Below are 19434 nucleotides of genomic sequence, written 5' to 3'. Positions count from 1 at the left end.
TGCGTCGTATCTCCTCCGACTGACTGTGCACCGGCACCTACGGAATTAGACTCTGGAGCTTCTGTACCCGGGCTCGGTGTATTCGCTGCATCGCCTTCAATGACATTTGATGATTCCGGTTGTGTCGCGGTATTCGTGCTCTCAGTCCCTTCACCTTGTACAGCTTGCTGCTCTGATTCTTGTTCATTACCACCAGCGGCTGACGGATTCGCATTAAGCGCTTCATTTATTTCATCGGCGGCATCAGCGGTTTCAGCTCCGGTCGCGATGGTAGTAGCGATGGTACTTTGTTGGTTTTGTTGCCCTTGTTGTTGACCGACGTTTTCATCGCTAGTGTTAACTTGTTCTACCGCATCATTGAGTGGATTATTCTCGTTGCTATCTACCATCACAGCCTCCAAAGCATCACTATCTATTGCATATCAATTACTTCACTAAGACTAGTAAATGAAATTATGATTAGTAGAAAAGTTTACGAGTCATCCACTCTACGTTTGATATTTTTTTAAACAACAGCTTGTTTTTGTGACAAATGTAGGGAACCTCCCGAAATTATCTTTGAAAATTATCCAGTTATATCCTTAGCTAGTTATTAATAGTCGATGTGAAAACGGTACGTCACTTTGCGTATTTGCATAGCCTTTAGTTTATTGCTGATTCAAGGTAGATAATGTGAGCAAAAATAGCATAGAAAAACATATCCGCAGCGCTTTGATTCAAAACGCCTCCGTATCTGATAATGCCTACGTAGACGAAATTAAGATCAAAAGTGCCATGACGTCTGTTCATAAGACACTGCTGTTAACGTTCTTAATTGCTATCGTATTGTTGCTAATTGCATCTCAAGCGCGTATCGACATTGTTGTGTCATCTCGAGGGGAGCTACTTTTAGATTCTGATATTGAAAGAGTTCAACATCTAGAAGGAGGAATCCTTGACGAATTACTCGTTAAACCCGGGGATGTGGTTTATGAAGGTCAGCCTATCGCCAAATTGAAGTCGTTGGACAGAAACTCCCTGCTCTCAACAACCGATTCTGAAATTACTCAATTGGAAATGGATCGACTTCGCTATCAAGGTCTAATCACCAATATTCAACCTGACTTTTCAAGTTACTCCAGCTTTCCGAAGTTAGTCTCGTTAAATCAACAAGCTTGGCAGCAAGAAAGCAGTAAGAACCGCTCGAGTGAAACCTTGATCAAGCACGATATTGAGCATAAACAAAACCTAGTGCAGTCGATGAAGCGCCGTAAGCAAAGTTCTCTCAATCAACTTAAGCTCATTCGTAAGCAACTAACGATTAAACAAACGCTTTACAAAGAAGAGATGGGGTCATATGTCGACGTGCTAAATATGCAAGTGCAAGAGTCGAATATGGTCCGGGAAATAGAAAATCTCGACGAATCCATCATGACTGAAAGTTTTCAGTTAACGCGTTTAGACAAACAACTAAATGATTTAATCGTCAACCGAAATTCAGAATACCAAGCTCAGATTATTCAAGCCGAAAAAGAGCTAAGTATTAAACAGATCCAACGACCGCAACTTTCAGATAAGGTTGATCGATTGATCGTGTACGCCCCCGTTGATGGTGTGGTAGACAAAATTCACTTCAACTTTCGTTCTGCCGTGATTCCCCCAGGTGAAAGTATCGCTGATATATCGCCACTTGATAACCAATTGCACGGCGAAGCAAAAATTCCGAGAAAAGAAATGGGATTCGTCGAGGTTGGTCAGCAAGTGAAGCTAAAGTTTGATACCTACAACTTTTCTAAATATGGCTTCATTTCTGGAAAAATTGCCTCTATCAGTCGCTCTTCTTATGAAGAAGAAGATGCGGAGTATTATCTTGCCAAAATCATTATTGATGATGATTTCCTAGAAAAGTCAGGCACTAAATACAGCTTATCCCCTTACATGGAGTTCACAGCAGACATTAAAACGGGTGATCGTCGAGTCATTGAGTACGCAGCAAAACCGGTTATGTCTGCCATTGACGATGCATTTGATGAAAGATAATACGGATGATAAATAAACTATGAAGCCGAAATATCAAATTTATACTTTTCCCGTTATTAAGTTAGGGATCTTAGCTCTGATGATACTGACATCGGTCGGTATATGGCTAGGTGCCCGCTTCTATCTTTCCGCTCCCAACAAACAAGATTTTGAAACGCCACTTATTCAACAAAGTAAAGTATTAACACAGCAGTTAGAAGCAACCGTGATTTCACTCGATGTTTGTATTCAAGGGTCAAACTGCGATGAAGCTAAAAGCAGCCTTAATGGATTAATGAGTGCGCTAAATGAGTTTAAGTCACTTGCTTCCTCTGATAAATCTCAGCTGAGTTTAGTCGGCGCAGTCGAGTACAGTCAATTAGAACTGGCAGTGTTACGATTTTTGGCGAAAGAGGACCATTTGCCAAACGACTATCAACAACTACGAGAAGCCTTAAGCCGAGATTACGTCGAAATTCGTAATCGTTTTGATGATTTGTTTTATGTTGAACATGAACGTGTCGTCAATGAACTTCGCTCTAGTATTGATACGATGTTTCTCTTATCCCCTTTCATCGCTTTGATCGCCATTTTCGTTGTATTAGGTGGTTGGTATAGGCTCAAGAAAACGGCACGAAATAGACGTTCAATCAATGATAGCTTTCTGTCGTTATCAAACCGTCTTGATACACTAGACTCGAATCAAGTTGACAGCATTCTAAATAACGTGTCCCTAGACCCTATTGAGCGCAACATTTACTCCAAATTGCGCACGGTATTTGAAAAGGTTGATCGACAACAGCAAGATGCAGATTTAAATCAACAACTATATGGTTTAATCGGTTATGAAATACGCGGTATCACGAGCACGATAAAAGGCGGTATTCAATATCTTGTGCAAGATTCAGAAGACAGCCGTGCCGTATTAGCAAAAGACATTACTTCCGCGGCGGATACTCTCTCTGACCTTGCAGAGAACTATAATAGATTGTTATCGCAGGGACGTGATAAAAGCAGTAGTAGCTTTTCTTTTCTTGACGTTTTATCTGAATTGACCGTTCATCTTAAAAGTAAGCTGCACCGTGAAAGCCGATTGATCGAATGTGACTTTAACTCGAACCTACCGCTCCATGTAGTGGGTCATCAAACAAGCCTATTTTGGATATTGTTTCTAAAACTATCTAGTGCGATGCAAATTCAAAACGACAAGCACGTCTTGTTTCGAGTGACATCAGAAAGCGCTGAAAATGTAGATAAAACACGTATCACCTTATCCATTACCTTTTTAACTCATCTGAATGTAGATCAGAGAAAAATTGATTCTCTACATTGGTCTGAACGCAATGAAACCACCACGTCAAATGATGAGTGGACCCTCTCGATACTCAATAACATTAGTTATTTTGATTCTCATTGGTATGAATCAGGCCAACAGCGTCGGTATGAATTAGAGCTTGATATCGAGGCTCAAGATTTCCAAACATCCAAATCCCAGCAACTTAAACAGCGACATATCGTGGTTTGTAGCCAAGGGAAGCTGGCACTTGATCTATTGAGTACGCAGTTAACGAGCCATGGTGCCCAAGTAACCCTTTGCAACGACCCCAATGAGTTGTTTCGCATCACATCTGATTCATCGGATGTCGACGCGATCATTATCTCTGATCTAATAGAAGGCATTCAAATAGAATCCTTTAGTAAAACGTTAGGCGCTAGACTCAAGGCTGCTAAAACAAAGCTCTTTTTACTGGCAACGCATGCTGAAGATGTACATGGTGCGTTTGAATACGTAGATAAAGTATTCTTCACGCCGGCACTGCCTCATGAATTCATTCCTAACCTTACCGAAGCACTGGAAGCTGAATCTGTAGAAGAGACGCTTGAAAATAGCTCATTCTTAATTGTTGAGGACGATAAAGTTCAACAGTTCCTCTTAAAACGAATTCTAATGAAACAAGAGTATCAAGCCGATACGGTTGGCGATGGGTCTGACGCTGTAGATTGGGTTAGAAATCAACGGGCAGACATCATTTTCATGGACTGTATTATGCCGGGTATGGGCGGTATTGAAGCAACAAAACTTATTCGTAAGCATGAAAGTGACAGTAATTTAACGACCCCTTCTACTATTATTGGCGCGACAGCTTTAACCAGTGTGGCCGAGCATAAAGCGTGTATAGAGGCGGGTATGGATTACGTCATTAGCAAGCCCTATAAAAGCGATGAAATTATCAAGGTGATCAAGAAGTATGTGGCATTTCAAAAGCTTAATTAGCGTGATTTGTGGGTTGATATACTCATTCCCGGCGGCTTCTTCAACCGTGTTAGAAGCTGTGCAAGTGGGTTTGAACAATAATGTCTCGCTGATCGCCAGTCGCAAAGGGGTTGAAGAGAGCGCGTACAATATTGATGTGAGCCGCTCTAATTTTCTCCCCAAAATATCAGCGGACGTCAAGACAACATGGAACTCGTCGTCCACACGCTTGAGCGGCATTAGTGATAACGAGAGCGCTTATAATGATCATGGCTATGGTATTTCCTTGAGCCAAACCCTCTTCAATCTTTCTGATATTTATGCTTATGGTACAAGTAAGCTAGACCTCTCCATTGAAGAGGTAAAGAATGAAGCCAAAACCCAGGAGATAATCGAGCAAATCACGGCCCAGTACTTTGAATACTTAAAAAATGGTGCGAAAACGAGAGCAACAAAAGCAGAGCTGGAGTCTTCTATGAGCCGGTTAACACAAATGAATCGAAATGTGTCGTTGGGTAACGTTGCAGCAAGTGAATTGTATGAAGTGGTTGCTCAAAAAGAAGGTATCGCCAACCGATTAAGAAGCTTACACAAAGACAAAGAAGTCATTTTAAACCGCCTGTCTTTACTCACACAATACCCATTAATTCCATCTCAAGACCTGAAGAGCCAAGTCCTCTTAACCGAGATACCATTCGACAAACAAACCGACTTACTTGGTCAGGCAATGAAGTTCAACAACGACATTATCTTGTCTCAAAAAACGCTGGAGCGAAGCTTTCGTACATTAAAAGAAACGGGGTCAAACTTTACCCCTAACTTGTCAGCTAACGCTAGTTATCGACATGAAGACACAAATAACTTTGACCTTTCATCGAATCCAAATGCTACCGGCATCAGTGATGACCGCTCATTAGGGTTGGTGCTTACCGTGCCGATCACAACGGGCGGTTCAGACTATTACGCCTATCAAAAAAACAAGAAAACTATCGAACGTAACGATTTGCTGTTAACCGATAGCCAAAATACCGTTAAGAACGATGTTGAGACCTCCATTCTTAACATCAATGACTTTTCTCAATCTGTGTTTACCTACGAGACCATCATTAAAGCAAACTACTCTTCCTACAAAGGTATTAAGCGAGCACACAGCTTGGGAACACGGACTATCACTGACTTACTCTCCGCTGAGAGTAAGTTGTTTAACAGTATTCGCGATTATGAAAGTGCTAAGTATGACTATGTCATCGAATCCATCAAACTTGATCGGCTTGTTGGCAATCTATCACCACTTAGCGTGGAGAAAATCATGTTAATGATGGATAACGAGTCGACGATTCGTCACCAGGACATTATCCCTGAGCACCTTAAGAACTAAAGAAATCCCAGCCGGAAAATCGGCATGTTTTTAATGATGAGTAATTGAATCGTTCAAGATAGCAAAATGAACGAGGTGATTTGCTTTGGGGTATGAATGAATAGGAAAGAGCAATGAAGACAGAGTATTTTTCACAGCAAATTACATGGATAGATAAGCTTTATCTCGTGTTTTCTACGATTATGTCGACCTTGTTTGCACTTGTCCTTCCTTTTTCGATTCTTATTATTTTTGACCGAGTGCTGCCCAATCAAGCCAAGGACACATTATTTGTTTTGTTTGCGATTATCCTTATCGCTATCTATCTCGATTACTTATTAAAAAACCAAGAAGAAGTGATTACGACTTCTTTGATGAAAAACTTCGAGAGCCGGTTAACGAACAAAGTCTTTCAAGCCATTTGCCTCGCGCAGATCCCACAGTTTAACAAACTAGAACCAGGGCAATATTTGGAGCGTGTAGCGACTATTCCCGAGTTAAAAAGCTTTTTTGGCGGTGAAGTGGTTCGAGCATCGATAAATGCAATGGTCAGCGTTATTACTATCGTCATCATTAGCCTAATCAATGCGGGAGCTGGGTTAACACTTATTGCGGCGTCAATACTATTGTGGGGCGCATCATTGTCCATCTCTTCACGAAAAGTCACCGCGCTTAGAGAAAAGTCAGAAATTGAAGGGTTAACCAACTCTAAAATCATCGAAATTGTGTCTCGTCCATTAGACAATAAGAGCCGCACGATGGAGTACCGTTTAGAGAGTTTGATGACGGAGATGATTCGGACGCGTGAAAACAAAAATATTGCATACGAAAACTTAGAATCCCAATTCAACTTAACACTTACACTCATTCAGCAGTTATCTATCGCGGTTGTCGTTGTGCTCCTTGCTATTTCCGTCATTGAGCTCGAAGCAAGTCAGGGTGTGATGGCGGCGATTATTATGCTGACCAATCGATATTTTGGTCCTTATCAGCAGATGATGCGCACGCTAGGTCGCTGGAAGACCAATAAAATGCAGATTACCGACATTGCCGAAATTTTATCGCTTCAACATCATAGTAGTGATAATAGCAAGAACGTTGACGTATCCCCCCATACCGTTCAAAACAATGCACGTATGACGGATGGAGATAATCCTAATGAACTTAATAGTGAACAACACCAACCTGGTCACATTAGTCAGTCTCTTAACCTTCCCAATAACCCTGATCCTAAAAGCATTGAAGTTGAACTTGGCAGCAACCAGAGAATTATTTTCCAAAAAGGACAGCCAATCATCTTAAAAGGACGATCGGGTACTGGGAAAAGTCATCTAACGCGCTGTTTAACGCGCGATACTCAGTGCGAACATACGGTCATCCGAGTTGGGACGAAAGAGATAAACGCGTTACATTACCAATCTTGGCGAGATAGCGTACACCGAATAGATAAAAACAGCAGTTTTGTTGAAGGTTCTATTATTGACAATTTAACCTGCTTCCGTCCTATGCTAAATGGGGCAGCGTTTACCTTATGCAAAGGGCTTTCCGTCAAAAATGAAATCGATGCATTGGAGTCCGGGTTTTATACCCAGCTAAAAGGAAGTAATACCATCCCCCTATCAAGACAAGTGCAATATGCGCTACTTATCATTCGTGCCATGCTATGCCAGAAAAAAGTGTTAGTCCTTGATGATATTGATAGTGTTTACGACCAAGAGTTTGCCACTCGTGTTGTATCAATGCTCGTCCCTAAAGCAACATCACAGTTCCTCATTATTATCAGTAACAAAATCAATCATGAAGCCCATGGCGTGAAGTCCATTAAGTTGACAAAGGAGTTTGCAAGCTAATGACTATCCTTATCGATTTTAATAATGTCGGCCAACGCCTCAAAGACTTCGAATCTGAAGAGTTTGAGCATCGTTATGCAGAGTCTCCTCTGTTGCGTGGTCTTGCTTACACACTGATCTCTTTAGAGTGGGAGGGAACGCCAGAAATTTTATCCGATGCTTTTACACCTGGTGAAGTCGATCAAAACGGGTTCGAACTCACTCTTTCGAGGCTTGGGTATCAATGTCGGACAACTCATTATTCAAGTGCGTCAGATTTAGCCGATAAAGATATTCATTTTCCATGTTTTATTGAGTTAGAGAAATTCTCCGCTGTACTTATGTCTATAGACAATGGTGAAGGTGTACTCTTCGACTATCGAAACAATAATACCGTTACCGTATCACTTGTTGATGTACCGTTTGCGATCACCGTAGTATCGGAATACTCCAAGCTTTTTCGAGAGCCTCCGCCAGAGTCACAAGATAAATCCAACTGGATAAAATACGCATTTTATCGTTATAACAATGAGTTTAAGAGCTTAGTCTTCCTGTCTCTTGTGATTAATATACTGAGCGCATTACAGCCGTTCTTCATCATGGGGGTTTATAATTTCGCCCTATCTTCTAGCTCCATCCCCACCCTATACTGGCTCACATCGTTTGCGCTGTTTTTGGCATTTTCTGAGTATATCTTCCGAAGAGTGAGAATGAAGGTACTCGCAACTTCAGGTCAAGACCTCGCGGTTCATATATCACGTAATGTTATCGCTAAACTACTTTGGCTCCCTTATTCAATGACATCATCAGCCGGTGTATCCTCACAGATGGCACGACTCAAAGATATAGATCAATTTCGCAAGCTTGTAACCGCAGAATCCACACTTAGTTATTTTGACCTTCCGTTTGTCGTGCTATTTATTGTCGCAATTACCATTTTGTCTGGCTATGCCGCGTTGACGGTTTTAGTGGGCATTCTATTGATGATTGTATTTTGTCTCTACTCTCGATATCTCTATACTCAAGCGACATCGAAAAGCTCCAGAGCCAATGCCATGGTTTCTTATCAATGGAATGAGTTATTAAGGGGCATAACAACGCTACAAGGTTTGCCGTTACTTAGAATCATCCAATCTCGATTTAAAGCCGCCCACGAACAAAGCATCTTCTGATGCCGCCTTTGTTTCTACGACAAATAGCAAAATACAAGCGATGGGGGGTGGGCTCATTCAAGCTATCGGAACCGCCGCGATTGTGACAGCGGTTATCAGCGTAATGGATGGGACGACAAACGCAGGGGCGATGTTGGCGACCGTAATTCTAGTTTGGAAAGCGTTGGGGCCGATCATGGGGATCTATAACTCGTTAGCTAAATTTAAAACCATCCAATCTTCTACAGCTCAGATCAATGCACTCATGTCGCTAGACGATGATAAATCATCCATTGAGAAGAGCCCACCTATCCGGCAGTTTGATGGTCAGATATCAGTTAACGGGCTAGTACATCGCTACCCGGGTGCAGCGACTGGGTTGACTAATCTTAGTTTTAAGATAGCACCTGGGAGTAAAGTGGCTATATCTGGTCCGGCGGGAAGTGGTAAAACGACATTATTGATGTTGCTCACAGGGCTAGAACCTCGCTATCAAGGGTCCATCCTTCTTGATGGTCACAACATAAAGCAATTTAATAGCTTTAGATATCGCAAAGGGATCAACTACATCCCTTTTGATCTTCATCTTTATGAAGGGTCTATTGAATCGAACTACATTTTGCACAATGGTGTCATTTCAAGAGAGCAAATGTCTCAGTCCTTTGCACTTCTTGGCTTAGACAAGGTTTTTCCTGAAGGTTTGGGGACGATGATTGGCGCTGACTTTTTAGCCAACCTTCCCTCTGGTTTAATGCAACGGTTACGCCTTGCGATTGGGCTCGCTGATACCAGTCAAAACATCATCGTGATTGATGAGCCTTTAGTGGGCGTGGAGAGTGAACATGTGACATACATTAATCAACTGTTTGCTGGAACACTGCGCCATAAGACGGTCATTTTTACGACGGTCGATCCTGCTCTTATTTCTAGCTCTACGTTCTGCTTGCTACTGGAAAAAGACGGATCACAGAAGTATTTCGGTGCGCCTGACAAAGTGATGAATGCCATGGGACAGCATTGACATTAAAAATAGAGTTCCAATTATAAGAAAAAGGCAGTTGCAAGCTTAGCTAACATGAATAACACAGCGGAAGCTAGCAGCATAATTGGAGCGAATGACGTTAACTAGGGGTAAGTAAAAGTAAGATTCGGCTAGTCTAATACACCGTTATTTAGGCGATGTCGTTTGTTTTCCCGCTTGATATTGCGAGCTATTGTAGCTGTATTTTAACGGTATGTTCATCTTGGTCGGTGATAATAATATCCATTGGGATTTGTGTTTCGGCTATTTCACTTTTATCGGTTAGTAATACATCGTTTTTACCAACAATTGAGGCTTTAACTGTTAATTCTTCTGGTTTTGTGAGCATTAACGTATTTGTTGAATCTTGATACATAAAAACAACCAGTTTCTCTTGTAATTTCACCTCACATCCGGAAGAAAATTCGCAGACCTGCGTATTCGACACTTCGTACGTGACCGTTCTGTACGTAAATGCGGCAATTAACACCATCATCATGATGATAATTTGACCAAGCCTGCCTTTTGTTAATTTTTCAGCTGCCATTATGGGCGTTCTCCGTGTAACAAACTTCAAAGTTTTGAAATAAATGGACATAAACCAGACCAAGAGTAAGGTTACTGCCCTGTTCTTAAATTGTTAATTGCAGTATTATTGTCGCTTGAAAATGCTACTTTTTGTTAAAACCTACAAGGGAAGTAACGTTTTGAAAAAGCGTTAGTTCTATTGCGCGTTTGGGTAGCATTACGACATGAGTCGTGTTGGAAGTAAAGTATAGTTAATTATAAATTGGAAGCATGTTAATGAGCCAGGAAAAGCAGCTTGAACAAGTTTACAACTATACCGTAGTACGCCAGTTCACTTTAGTGACCATTCTCTGGGGTATTGTTGGTATGGCAGTAGGCGTTTTAATTGCCGCTCAATTAGTTTGGCCACAGCTCAACTTTGATACGCCGTGGTTGACGTATAGCCGTTTACGTCCGTTACATACTAATGCGGTAATTTTTGCATTTGGTACCAGTGCTCTGTTTGCAACGTCTTATTACGTTGTGCAGCGTACCTGTCAAACTAGATTATTTGGAGGACCTCTTGTCCCATTCACTTTTTGGGGATGGCAAGCAATCATTTTAGCTGCGGCTATTACTCTGCCTTTGGGTTACACCTCTGGTAAAGAATACGCAGAATTAGAGTGGCCTATCGATATCGCCATCGCTATTGTGTGGGTGTCTTACGCTATCGTCTTCTTTGGAACACTTATAAAGCGCAAAACTTCACATATTTACGTCGCTAACTGGTTCTTCGGTGCATTTATTATCACCGTTGCCGTCCTGCACATTGTGAATAGTTTGGCTGTACCCGTCTCATTAGGTAAGTCTTATTCCGCTTATTCCGGAGCCGTCGATGCCATGGTGCAATGGTGGTATGGACATAACGCAGTAGGTTTCCTTCTTACCGCTGGTTTCTTGGGAATGATGTACTACTTCGTCCCTAAGCAAGCAGAGCGTCCGGTTTACTCTTACCGTCTATCGATTGTTCACTTTTGGGCATTGGTTTCGTTGTATATCTGGGCTGGTCCTCACCACCTTCATTACACGGCGCTTCCAGACTGGACACAATCACTAGGTATGGTGATGTCATTGGTTCTATTCGCTCCATCTTGGGGTGGTATGATCAACGGTATTATGACGCTATCTGGTGCTTGGCATAAACTACGTTATGACCCAATTCTACGCTTCTTGGTTGTCTCACTATCATTTTATGGTATGTCGACATTCGAAGGCCCAATGATGGCAATCAAAACGGTTAACGCCCTATCGCATTACACAGACTGGACCATTGGTCACGTACACTCTGGCGCATTAGGTTGGGTTGCGATGGTTTCTATTGGTGCGGTATACCACTTGATTCCAAAGTTATTTGGTCAAGAACGTATGTACTCTGTAGGCCTTATTAACACTCACTTCTGGTTGGCCACAATCGGTACGGTTCTTTATATCGTTGCGATGTGGATTTCAGGTGTTATGCAAGGCCTAATGTGGCGTGCAGTTAACTCAGACGGCACATTGACGTACAGCTTCGTGGAATCTGTTCAAGCCTCTTACCCGTTCTACACAGTTCGTTTCATTGGCGGTTTGATTTTCCTTTCGGGTATGTTCTTGTTGGCTTACAACGCATACAAAACGATTACTGCAGAGAAAGGTAGCCTTAAAGCTATCCCTCAATCAGCATAAGGAGATTAGAGAATGAGCTCAAATTCGAAAAATCGCCATGAAATCGTTGAACGCAACGTAGGCTTACTGGCTATTTTGATTGTTTTCGCTATTAGTTTAGGGGCTCTCGTAGAGATTGTTCCGCTAATGTTCCAAAAGCAAACAACAGAACCTGTGAAGAACTTACGTGTTTACAGCGCATTAGAGATGGAAGGTCGCGATATTTACATCCGTGAAGGTTGTAATGTATGCCACAGTCAAATGATTCGCCCGTTCCGTTCAGAAACAGAGCGCTACGGTCACTACTCTGTTGCTGGTGAAAGCGTTTGGGAACACCCTTTCCTTTGGGGTTCAAAACGTACTGGACCTGATCTCGCTCGTGTTGGCGATCGTTATTCTGATGAATGGCATCGTGTTCACTTGATTGATCCACGTGAATTGGTTCCAGAATCCAATATGCCAGGCTTCCCTTGGTTGGCGGAAAACGAGTTGGACGGTAAATTGACACAGAAGAAACTTGAAATCTTCCGTAATCAATTTGGTGTTCCGTACACGGATGAGCAAATTGCGAGCGCTGAGAGCGATGTTAAAGGTAAGACAGAGATGGATGCCATCATTGCTTATCTTCAGTCTCTTGGCCACGCAATGAAATAAGGAGGAAATTATGGATATCGGTACTATTCACAGTATTTGGACCGTAGTTTTGTTTGGTTGTTTTATTGGTATTGTTTGGTGGGCTTACGGTAAAAATCGTAAAAGCCGGTTTGATGAAGCAGCAAACCTAGTATTTGCTGATGAACAACCAACTACCTCCGAAAAAGAAGGAGTGATTAAATAATGACTACATTTTGGAGTCTATTCATTATTGTCATCACTATCGGTACGTTGCTTGGTTGCGCCGCCCTACTCATTTGGTGTCTACGTGACAAAATGGGCGTAGAAGAAGGTGCAGACATGGGTCACGAATACGATGGTATTCGTGAGCTAAACAACCCGCTACCGAAATGGTGGACATACCTGTTCATTGGTACATTTGTTTTTTCTGCGATTTACTTGGCACTCTACCCAGGTCTAGGTAACTTCAAAGGTCTTTTAGGCTGGACAAGTTCAGACCAAACTGTGCAGTCAATTGAAGAATCGAGATCATCGGTTGCCGCATCAACAGCAAATAAGCAGTTGGATCAGTATGCGAAAGAGCTTGGTGATGCAGAAACCTACTTCGGTGAAGCATTTAACCGTTTAGCAAAAACATCTGATGGTGGTCTACGCCCTATTCCGGAGATTGCAGCAGATAGCGAAGCGATTAAGGTTGGTCAGCGTTTATACTTGCAAAACTGTTCTCAGTGTCATGGTTCTTCGGCTCGTGGTCAGAAAGGTTTCCCTAACCTAACCGACAACGCGTGGTTGTATGGCGGAGAGCCGCAGGCTATCGTTACCACCATAATGCATGGTCGTATTGGTCAGATGCCGGGCTGGAAAGACGCATTAGGCGAAGACGGTGTTCGCGAAGTAGTTAGCTATACTCTCAGCTTATCTGGGCGTAAAGTAAATGCTCGTGAAGCGGAAGCGGGTAAATCACGCTTTGTCGTCTGTGCAGCGTGTCATGGTACTGATGGTAAGGGTAACCCTGCTGTTGGTGCACCAGACTTAACCGACCAAGATTGGTTATTTGGTGACTCACGTGCAGACGTAACTGAAACTGTTATGAACGGTCGTTCAGGCGTAATGCCAGCGTGGAAAGACATTTTAGGTGAAGAAAAAGTTCAACTTGTTTCTGCCTATGTCTGGAGCCTAAGCAATTCTGAAAAATAAGTAACATTTCAATAACAGCCCCTTGTAAGGGGCTGTCTTTTCTAGATAATTTATAACCTCTTTCTTAGTCAGCTGTTGAGAACTTTTTTATGGTAAAGCCTTGGTATAAACAATTCTGGCCGTGGTTTCTAATCGCGCTGCCACTCTCTGTTGTTGTTGGTACGCTATACGTGGTACTGATTTTTTCCCAAAACTCTGTAGACCTAGTCGCTGAGGATTACTATAAGAAAGGCAAAGGGATAAATGTCGATATTACTAAAGTCAATGTCGCCCGCGACCTCAAACTAAACGCTTCAATCTCTTCTGATAAAAACGTCGTTATTATCGCTTTCGAAAAGGGGGAGTTGGACCACTTTCCTGCTTTAACCACCACGTTTACACATCGTACTTTACCCGACCAAGACTTTGAAAAACTATTAACGGCAGATGCTAAAGGTATCTACCGATTAACCTTAGATCATGATATGCAGGGCCCTTGGTTTGTTGAACTACAGCCACACGATAAAGCGTGGATGATTCAAGGCCGTGTTACCTTCCCTTCCTCTGAACCAGTATTAATAGACTAACTATGTGTAAATCGTGTTATCACTGCGGTGAAGAAGTACCAGTCAACACGAATTTTTGCGTACACATTCTCGAAGAAGACCGAGACATGTGCTGCCCCGGCTGTGAGAGTGTGGCGCAAACCATCGTTGATAGTGGCTTGGTGTCGTATTACCAATACCGTACCGCACCAGCGGAAAAAGCCGACTTGGTACCTGAACAATTAAAAGCGCTCATTCATTACGACAATGAAGACATACAGGGCGAGTTTGTTCGTAGCCAAGAAAATGAAAAAGAAGTCACCCTCTCTATCGAAGGTGTTTCATGTGCCGCGTGCGCGTGGCTTATAGAAAAACGAATGGCGACTGAACCTGGCATGATGTCCATTCGTGTCAACACCACCACCAATCGTGCACTTTTGAAATGGGATAGTACCCAATCCAAACTCAGTACGCTTTTATCTGCAATCCATGAATTAGGCTACAAAGCCGCGCCATTCGAGGCGGATAAACAAGAAGCCGCGTATCACCAAACAATGAAGCAGTACCTCTATCGTCTTGGCATCGCCGGATTAGCGACCATGCAAGTCATGATGTTGGCAGTGGCACTGTATTTAGAAGTATTCGGTAGTTTAGAGCCAGAGTTTAAAAGTTACTTCCGATGGGTGAGCTTAATATTTGCGACACCTGTTTTACTGTATTCAGCGTTACCTTTTTATTTGAATGCTTGGCGAAGCATAAAAGGAAGAACGCTGGGAATGGATGTTCCCGTTTCCATTGCGCTTATTTTTGCTTATGTCGCAAGTTTAGTCGCAACAGTAACCGAACAAGGCGAAGTGTTTTTTGAATCCATTTCAATGTTCACTTTCTTTTTGCTGGTTGGTCGCTACCTCGAGATGCGCGCACGACGCAAAGCCGCAGCAGCCAGTGGCAACCTTCTCAAACTCATTCCCGCTATTGCAATAAAGCTCGATGGCGAGCAAATCCCAGTTAAATCATTGCAAGTCGGTGACCAAGTCCGTGTTTTGCCAGGAGAGCATATTCCAGCCGATGGTCTTGTTTTGAAAGGTCGAATCCACGTCGATGAATCGATGCTTACAGGTGAATCTTTACCTGTTGTCAAACATCAGCACGATACGGTGTATGCAGGCACTTTAAACGGTGACGAAGCGTTTGATCTTGAAGTTCGCAGCAGCAAAGCAGATTCAATGATTTCAAGTATTGTGCGATTACAAGATGAAGCGCAGCTAAGCAAACCTAAAATTGCTGAAATAGCGGACATCGTCGCAAGATACTTTGTCGCGATTATTCTTGTTATTGCCGCGCTCACTTGGTTTTACTGGCATCAAAGTAAGCCTGACGATGCGTTCTGGATAATGTTGTCCGTTCTTGTCGCAACCTGCCCTTGTGCATTATCTCTTGCTACACCCACGGCAATTACGTGTTCAAGTTCTAGGATGGGCTCGCTAGGTATCTTGTCTCGCCGTGGCCATGTTTTTGAAACCTTGTGTAAAGTGAATCACCTAATTGTTGATAAAACAGGAACGCTTACGCATGGCGATATTGAAATTTCAAAGACCATCTTATTTGCAGACTATTCTGAAGCCGTTGTCCTTTCATTAGCGGCATCGTTGGAGAGCCATGCTAATCACCCCATTGCCCGCGCCTTTAAGGTTTATAACGACAAAGTACCTTCTTGTGGGACAGATACACAAGTAAGCCAAGTCGAAAATGTCATTGGATCAGGGCTGACGGGACAGTGGAATAACACGCAGATAAAAATCGGTAACGCTCAGTTTGTTTTAGGGCAAGCAGACGACGCCCAAAATACCGTTTACTTGTCGATAGATGGTCAACATATTGCCAGCTTTAATTACCGGGATCCGATCCGAAAAGAAGCCAAAGATTTCATTGAGAAAATGCATGTGGCGGGTATAAAAACCACGCTTCTTACCGGTGATACGTTAACTAATGCAGAGCCTGTTGCAGAAGAAATTGGTATCACTTCTATTGTGGCGAGTGCGTCCCCGAGTGACAAACTAGCGTTCTTAAATTCTGTGGATGCTAATGATGTTACCTTAATGATTGGTGATGGCATTAACGATGCCCCTACTCTTGCAGGCGCCCATCTCTCTGTTGCTATGGGTGGTGGTACCGATGTCGCTAAAGCGTCTGCTGATTTAGTGTTACTAAGCGATCGTTTAGACCGATTGTTAGCCGCGCGTAAGCTGGCGATTCAAACAAGAAAAATTATTAGAGAGAATTTGGCGTGGTCTTTGGGATATAATCTATTGATCCTTCCTCTTGCCGTAGCTGGACTGGTCGCGCCATATATTGCTGTTGTCGGTATGTCAGCAAGTTCGATTATCGTTGTCTCTAATTCGCTACGCTTACTAAAAGAAGACCAATAGTATGGAAAGTCTGTATATATTAATCCCTATCGCTATCGTACTTGTCTGTGTGGCGGTAGGCATTTTTCTTTGGGCAGTCAAAAGCGAACAGTTTGAAGACCTGGAGCGTCAAGGGCATAACATTCTGTTTGATGAAGACGTCACAACAGAAAAACAACCGAACAAAAAAGAAGAAGACCAGCGTGACACTTGATCTTTTAGGGGCTTTTACTATTGGGCTATTAGGTGCAGGCCACTGTATGGGAATGTGCGGTGGTATAGCGTCATTGTTATCTATTGGGCAACCGCATAAAACCCCTACCTTACTCATCATAAACTACAATCTTGGTCGATTGATTAGCTACGTAATGATAGGTAGTGTGGTAGGTGGAATGATTGCAGGGATTGCAACGTTATCTCAATTTAACCACGCGCTTTCATTTTTACGAATTCTCGCGGCACTATTCATGATCTTACTCGCGCTCTATGTTGGGCGTTGGTGGAATGGCTTGTTGAAAGTGGAAAAATTGGGACAACTATTATGGAAGAGTATTTCACCTCTAGCGAACAAGCTCCTTCCTCTTAAACATTCAAGCTACGCGATCCCGTTTGGTTTTCTTTGGGGATGGCTTCCATGTGGACTCGTTTATTCAACGCTTACCTGGGCTGCTGTCTCTGGAAGTGCCTTTGGGGGCGGTATGACTATGCTTGCATTTGGTTTGGGCACTCTGCCCGCCATGCTGCTAGTTGGCAGTAGCGCCGCTAAACTACAATCCCTGCAAAATTCAGTTAAATTTCGCAATATAGCCGCACTTTCTATACTGATATATGGTTTATATACAGGTTACGATGCGGTGACTATTTTTAACGCAAACTAATAGATGATTGTTTTATCATTGATTTTTTAGCTACCCTTTAGAGGTAAGGAATGATAAAATATTGATGTACATCAAATAGTGATAGGTTGTTATGATTTCTGAAAAACCTGCAGCAAAACGAATTCAGTCAGGTGGCTGTGCCATCCATTGTCAAGATTGTAGTATTAGTCAACTGTGCATCCCGTTCACTTTGAACGAAGCAGAGCTGGATCAACTTGATCAAATTATTGAACGTAAAAAACCCATCCAAAAGGGTCAAGAGCTGTTTAAAGCTGGCGATGAACTAAAGTCTCTTTACGCGATTCGCTCTGGAACCATTAAAAGTTACACCATTACAGAGCAAGGTGATGAACAGATTACTGCGTTTCATCTAGCAGGCGACCTCGTCGGATTTGATGCGATCACTGACGATGAGCATCCAAGTTTTGCTCAAGCACTAGAAACATCAATGGTATGTGAAATACCGTATGAAATCTTAGACGACCTTTCAGGCAAAATGCCGAAGTTGCGTCAACAAATCATGCGTTTGATGTCGAATGAAATTAAAGGTGACCAAGAGATGATTCTCTTGTTGTCAAAGAAAAATGCGGAAGAACGTCTAGCCGCGTTTCTTTATAATTTATCCACTCGCTTTTCTCAGCGCGGCTTCAGCCCACGAGAATTTCGCCTGACTATGACTCGTGGCGACATTGGTAATTATCTGGGATTAACAGTAGAAACGATCAGTCGTCTACTTGGTCGCTTTCAGAAATCAGAAGTCCTGAGTGTGAAAGGTAAGTACATCACCATTATCGACCATGATGCGTTGATGGAAATGGCCGGTGTATCTAAAGAGTAGTCTTTGGCTTACTTTATTGCTTACTTAGTGGCTCTTTGATGAGCCACTTCAAATTTCTCCCCCTAACCCCTTACTTTCTCTAAAAAGATTCTCCTAAGTGCGCTAAAGTTAAGTGAACGAAGTTACCATTTTGGTAAGGAGACTCTATGAGCATATACAATAACATTCTCGTCGTTGCTAATTTAAATAGCGAAGAGCAACCTGCTCTTGTTCGTGCTGTACAGCTTGCAAAGAAAAGCCGCTCAAGAAGTCGGATATCATTTTTTCTCTCCATTTATGATTTCTCTTATGACATGACATCAATGCTTTCTCATGATGAAAGAGACGCCATGCGCCGTGGTGTTATTCAACAGCGTGAAGAATGGATGAAAACACTTGCTGAACCGTTTACTGATGACAGTTTCGATTTGGAAATCAAAGTCGTTTGGCACAATCGCCCTTACGTCGCTATCATCGAAAAAGTATTTGAAGATAGCCACGACATTGTTATCAAGGCGACGCGTAAACATGACATATTAGAATCCGTCATTTTCACCCCTACCGATTGGCACCTTATTAGAAAATGCCCAGCCCCGGTGCTATTAGTGAAAAACTCAGATTGGCCAGCCAACGCTAATATTGTGGCTTCCGTTCATGTTGGTTCTGAAAATCCAACACACATTGATCTTAATGATTGCATGATTCAACAACTTGACAGCTTGACGGAGCGTTTAGGCGCAACAGGTTACCTTGTTAATTCCTATCCGGTAACACCCGCAAATATCACGATAGAATTGCCAGAGTTTGACCCTGCAACTTACACAGATGCAGTAAGAGGTCACCACCTCACTGCGATGAAAGCGCTGCGTCAGAAACATGGATATGCCGAAGAGCAAACCATTGTGGAGCAAGGGTTACCTGAAGATATCATTCCTGAAGTGGCAAAAAAACTCGACGCGGCAATGGTTATCTTGGGTACAACGGGGCGTACAGGGCTGTCTGCTGTTTTTATCGGCAATACTGCGGAACATGTCATCGATAAAATTAATAGTGACGTGCTCGCACTTAAACCTGATGGCTATATCAGTCCATTAGCACCAAATGAAGAGTAAGTACGCTATTGGGTTAAGAACCATAAATCCAGTAGGCCGTTAGCAAAAAGCCCCACGAGTGG

At 42.7% G+C, this 19434-nt stretch carries 15 protein-coding genes and 1 pseudogene; 15 read left to right on the top strand and 1 reads right to left on the bottom strand.

The window, feature by feature from the left end:
- Window positions 1-672: 672 nt before the first annotated feature.
- From MD535_RS00085 to MD535_RS00060, 5 genes and pseudogenes are all read left to right on the top strand, one after another.
- Window positions 673-2019, top strand: a complete 1347-nt coding sequence (locus tag MD535_RS00085; RefSeq protein WP_265672854.1) for an HlyD family type I secretion periplasmic adaptor subunit — start codon at window positions 673-675, stop codon at window positions 2017-2019.
- Between the two features lie 19 nt (window positions 2020-2038).
- Window positions 2039-4273, top strand: a complete 2235-nt coding sequence (locus MD535_RS00080) for a response regulator (RefSeq protein WP_265672853.1) — start codon at window positions 2039-2041, stop codon at window positions 4271-4273.
- On the top strand, window positions 4248-5630 hold the full coding sequence (locus MD535_RS00075; protein WP_265672852.1) for a TolC family protein: 1383 nt from the start codon (window positions 4248-4250) through the stop codon (window positions 5628-5630). The genes MD535_RS00080 and MD535_RS00075 overlap by 26 nt, the downstream gene beginning before the upstream one ends.
- A 113-nt stretch (window positions 5631-5743) precedes the next feature.
- Window positions 5744-7459, top strand: a complete 1716-nt coding sequence (locus MD535_RS26175; RefSeq protein ID WP_313897269.1) for an ATP-binding cassette domain-containing protein — start codon at window positions 5744-5746, stop codon at window positions 7457-7459.
- Window positions 7459-9610: pseudogene (locus tag MD535_RS00060) on the top strand (ATP-binding cassette domain-containing protein). Before MD535_RS26175 ends, MD535_RS00060 begins: the two are co-directional and overlap by 1 nt.
- 190 nt (window positions 9611-9800) lie before the next feature.
- Here MD535_RS00060 and MD535_RS00055 read toward each other — a convergent pair.
- Window positions 9801-10157 carry a hypothetical protein gene (locus MD535_RS00055; RefSeq protein WP_265673258.1) on the bottom strand — a complete coding sequence of 119 codons (357 nt, stop codon included), beginning with the start codon at window positions 10155-10157 and terminating at the stop codon, window positions 9801-9803.
- Between the two features lie 257 nt (window positions 10158-10414).
- Here MD535_RS00055 and ccoN point away from each other — a divergent pair, with 257 nt between their 5' ends.
- From ccoN to uspE, 10 genes are all read left to right on the top strand, one after another.
- A complete protein-coding gene (gene ccoN, locus MD535_RS00050) occupies window positions 10415-11842 on the top strand; it encodes a cytochrome-c oxidase, cbb3-type subunit I (RefSeq protein WP_250619107.1) in 1428 nt (475 codons plus the stop codon).
- Window positions 11843-11854: 12 nt separating this feature from the next.
- On the top strand, window positions 11855-12475 hold the full coding sequence (gene ccoO, locus MD535_RS00045; protein ID WP_250619106.1) for a cytochrome-c oxidase, cbb3-type subunit II: 621 nt from the start codon (window positions 11855-11857) through the stop codon (window positions 12473-12475).
- A 10-nt stretch (window positions 12476-12485) separates the two neighbouring features.
- A complete protein-coding gene (locus tag MD535_RS00040) occupies window positions 12486-12659 on the top strand; it encodes a cbb3-type cytochrome oxidase subunit 3 (protein ID WP_265672851.1) in 174 nt (57 codons plus the stop codon).
- Complete coding sequence (gene ccoP / locus MD535_RS00035) at window positions 12659-13633, top strand: cytochrome-c oxidase, cbb3-type subunit III (protein WP_265672850.1); 975 nt, start codon at window positions 12659-12661, stop codon at window positions 13631-13633. The genes MD535_RS00040 and ccoP overlap by 1 nt, the downstream gene beginning before the upstream one ends.
- A gap of 89 nt (window positions 13634-13722) precedes the next feature.
- Window positions 13723-14199, top strand: a complete 477-nt coding sequence (locus tag MD535_RS00030; protein WP_265672849.1) for a FixH family protein — start codon at window positions 13723-13725, stop codon at window positions 14197-14199.
- Between the two features lie 2 nt (window positions 14200-14201).
- Window positions 14202-16586 (top strand): heavy metal translocating P-type ATPase, encoded by a 2385-nt coding sequence (locus tag MD535_RS00025; protein ID WP_265672848.1) that lies wholly within the window; start codon window positions 14202-14204, stop codon window positions 16584-16586.
- A 1-nt stretch (window position 16587) separates the two neighbouring features.
- A complete protein-coding gene (ccoS, locus tag MD535_RS00020) occupies window positions 16588-16779 on the top strand; it encodes a cbb3-type cytochrome oxidase assembly protein CcoS (protein WP_265672847.1) in 192 nt (63 codons plus the stop codon).
- Entirely contained in the window at window positions 16769-17443 is a 675-nt protein-coding gene (locus tag MD535_RS00015; RefSeq protein ID WP_265672846.1) for a sulfite exporter TauE/SafE family protein, read from the top strand. Before ccoS ends, MD535_RS00015 begins: the two co-directional genes overlap by 11 nt.
- Window positions 17444-17534: 91 nt before the next feature.
- The gene (locus MD535_RS00010) at window positions 17535-18281 is read left to right on the top strand and encodes an FNR family transcription factor (RefSeq protein ID WP_102470720.1); all 747 of its coding nucleotides are present in this window, start codon (window positions 17535-17537) and stop codon (window positions 18279-18281) included.
- A 146-nt stretch (window positions 18282-18427) separates the two neighbouring features.
- Complete coding sequence (uspE, locus tag MD535_RS00005; protein ID WP_265672845.1) at window positions 18428-19372, top strand: universal stress protein UspE; 945 nt, start codon at window positions 18428-18430, stop codon at window positions 19370-19372.
- The last annotated feature ends 62 nt before the right edge of the window (window positions 19373-19434 follow it).

It is taken from the genome of Vibrio qingdaonensis (genome assembly GCF_026191675.1).
Taxonomy (GTDB): Bacteria; Pseudomonadota; Gammaproteobacteria; order Enterobacterales; family Vibrionaceae; genus Vibrio; species Vibrio qingdaonensis.
Note: the sequence above shows the minus strand (reverse complement) of the source record. Positions and strands in the feature narration are given on the sequence as shown.

What these genes read in the sequence shown, in the direction of transcription:
- MD535_RS00080 (WP_265672853.1), top strand. Translation starts at nt 2,039, where the DNA reads ATGAAGCCGAAATATCAAATTTATACTTTTCCCGTTATTAAGTTAGGG.
- MD535_RS00075 (WP_265672852.1), top strand. Translation starts at nt 4,248, where the DNA reads ATGTGGCATTTCAAAAGCTTAATTAGCGTGATTTGTGGGTTGATATAC.
- MD535_RS26175 (WP_313897269.1), top strand. Translation starts at nt 5,744, where the DNA reads ATGAAGACAGAGTATTTTTCACAGCAAATTACATGGATAGATAAGCTT.
- MD535_RS00055 (WP_265673258.1), bottom strand. Translation starts at nt 10,157, where the DNA reads ATGGCAGCTGAAAAATTAACAAAAGGCAGGCTTGGTCAAATTATCATC.
- ccoN (WP_250619107.1), top strand. Translation starts at nt 10,415, where the DNA reads ATGAGCCAGGAAAAGCAGCTTGAACAAGTTTACAACTATACCGTAGTA.
- ccoO (WP_250619106.1), top strand. Translation starts at nt 11,855, where the DNA reads ATGAGCTCAAATTCGAAAAATCGCCATGAAATCGTTGAACGCAACGTA.
- MD535_RS00040 (WP_265672851.1), top strand. Translation starts at nt 12,486, where the DNA reads ATGGATATCGGTACTATTCACAGTATTTGGACCGTAGTTTTGTTTGGT.
- ccoP (WP_265672850.1), top strand. Translation starts at nt 12,659, where the DNA reads ATGACTACATTTTGGAGTCTATTCATTATTGTCATCACTATCGGTACG.
- MD535_RS00030 (WP_265672849.1), top strand. Translation starts at nt 13,723, where the DNA reads ATGGTAAAGCCTTGGTATAAACAATTCTGGCCGTGGTTTCTAATCGCG.
- MD535_RS00025 (WP_265672848.1), top strand. Translation starts at nt 14,202, where the DNA reads ATGTGTAAATCGTGTTATCACTGCGGTGAAGAAGTACCAGTCAACACG.
- ccoS (WP_265672847.1), top strand. Translation starts at nt 16,588, where the DNA reads ATGGAAAGTCTGTATATATTAATCCCTATCGCTATCGTACTTGTCTGT.
- MD535_RS00010 (WP_102470720.1), top strand. Translation starts at nt 17,535, where the DNA reads ATGATTTCTGAAAAACCTGCAGCAAAACGAATTCAGTCAGGTGGCTGT.
- uspE (WP_265672845.1), top strand. Translation starts at nt 18,428, where the DNA reads ATGAGCATATACAATAACATTCTCGTCGTTGCTAATTTAAATAGCGAA.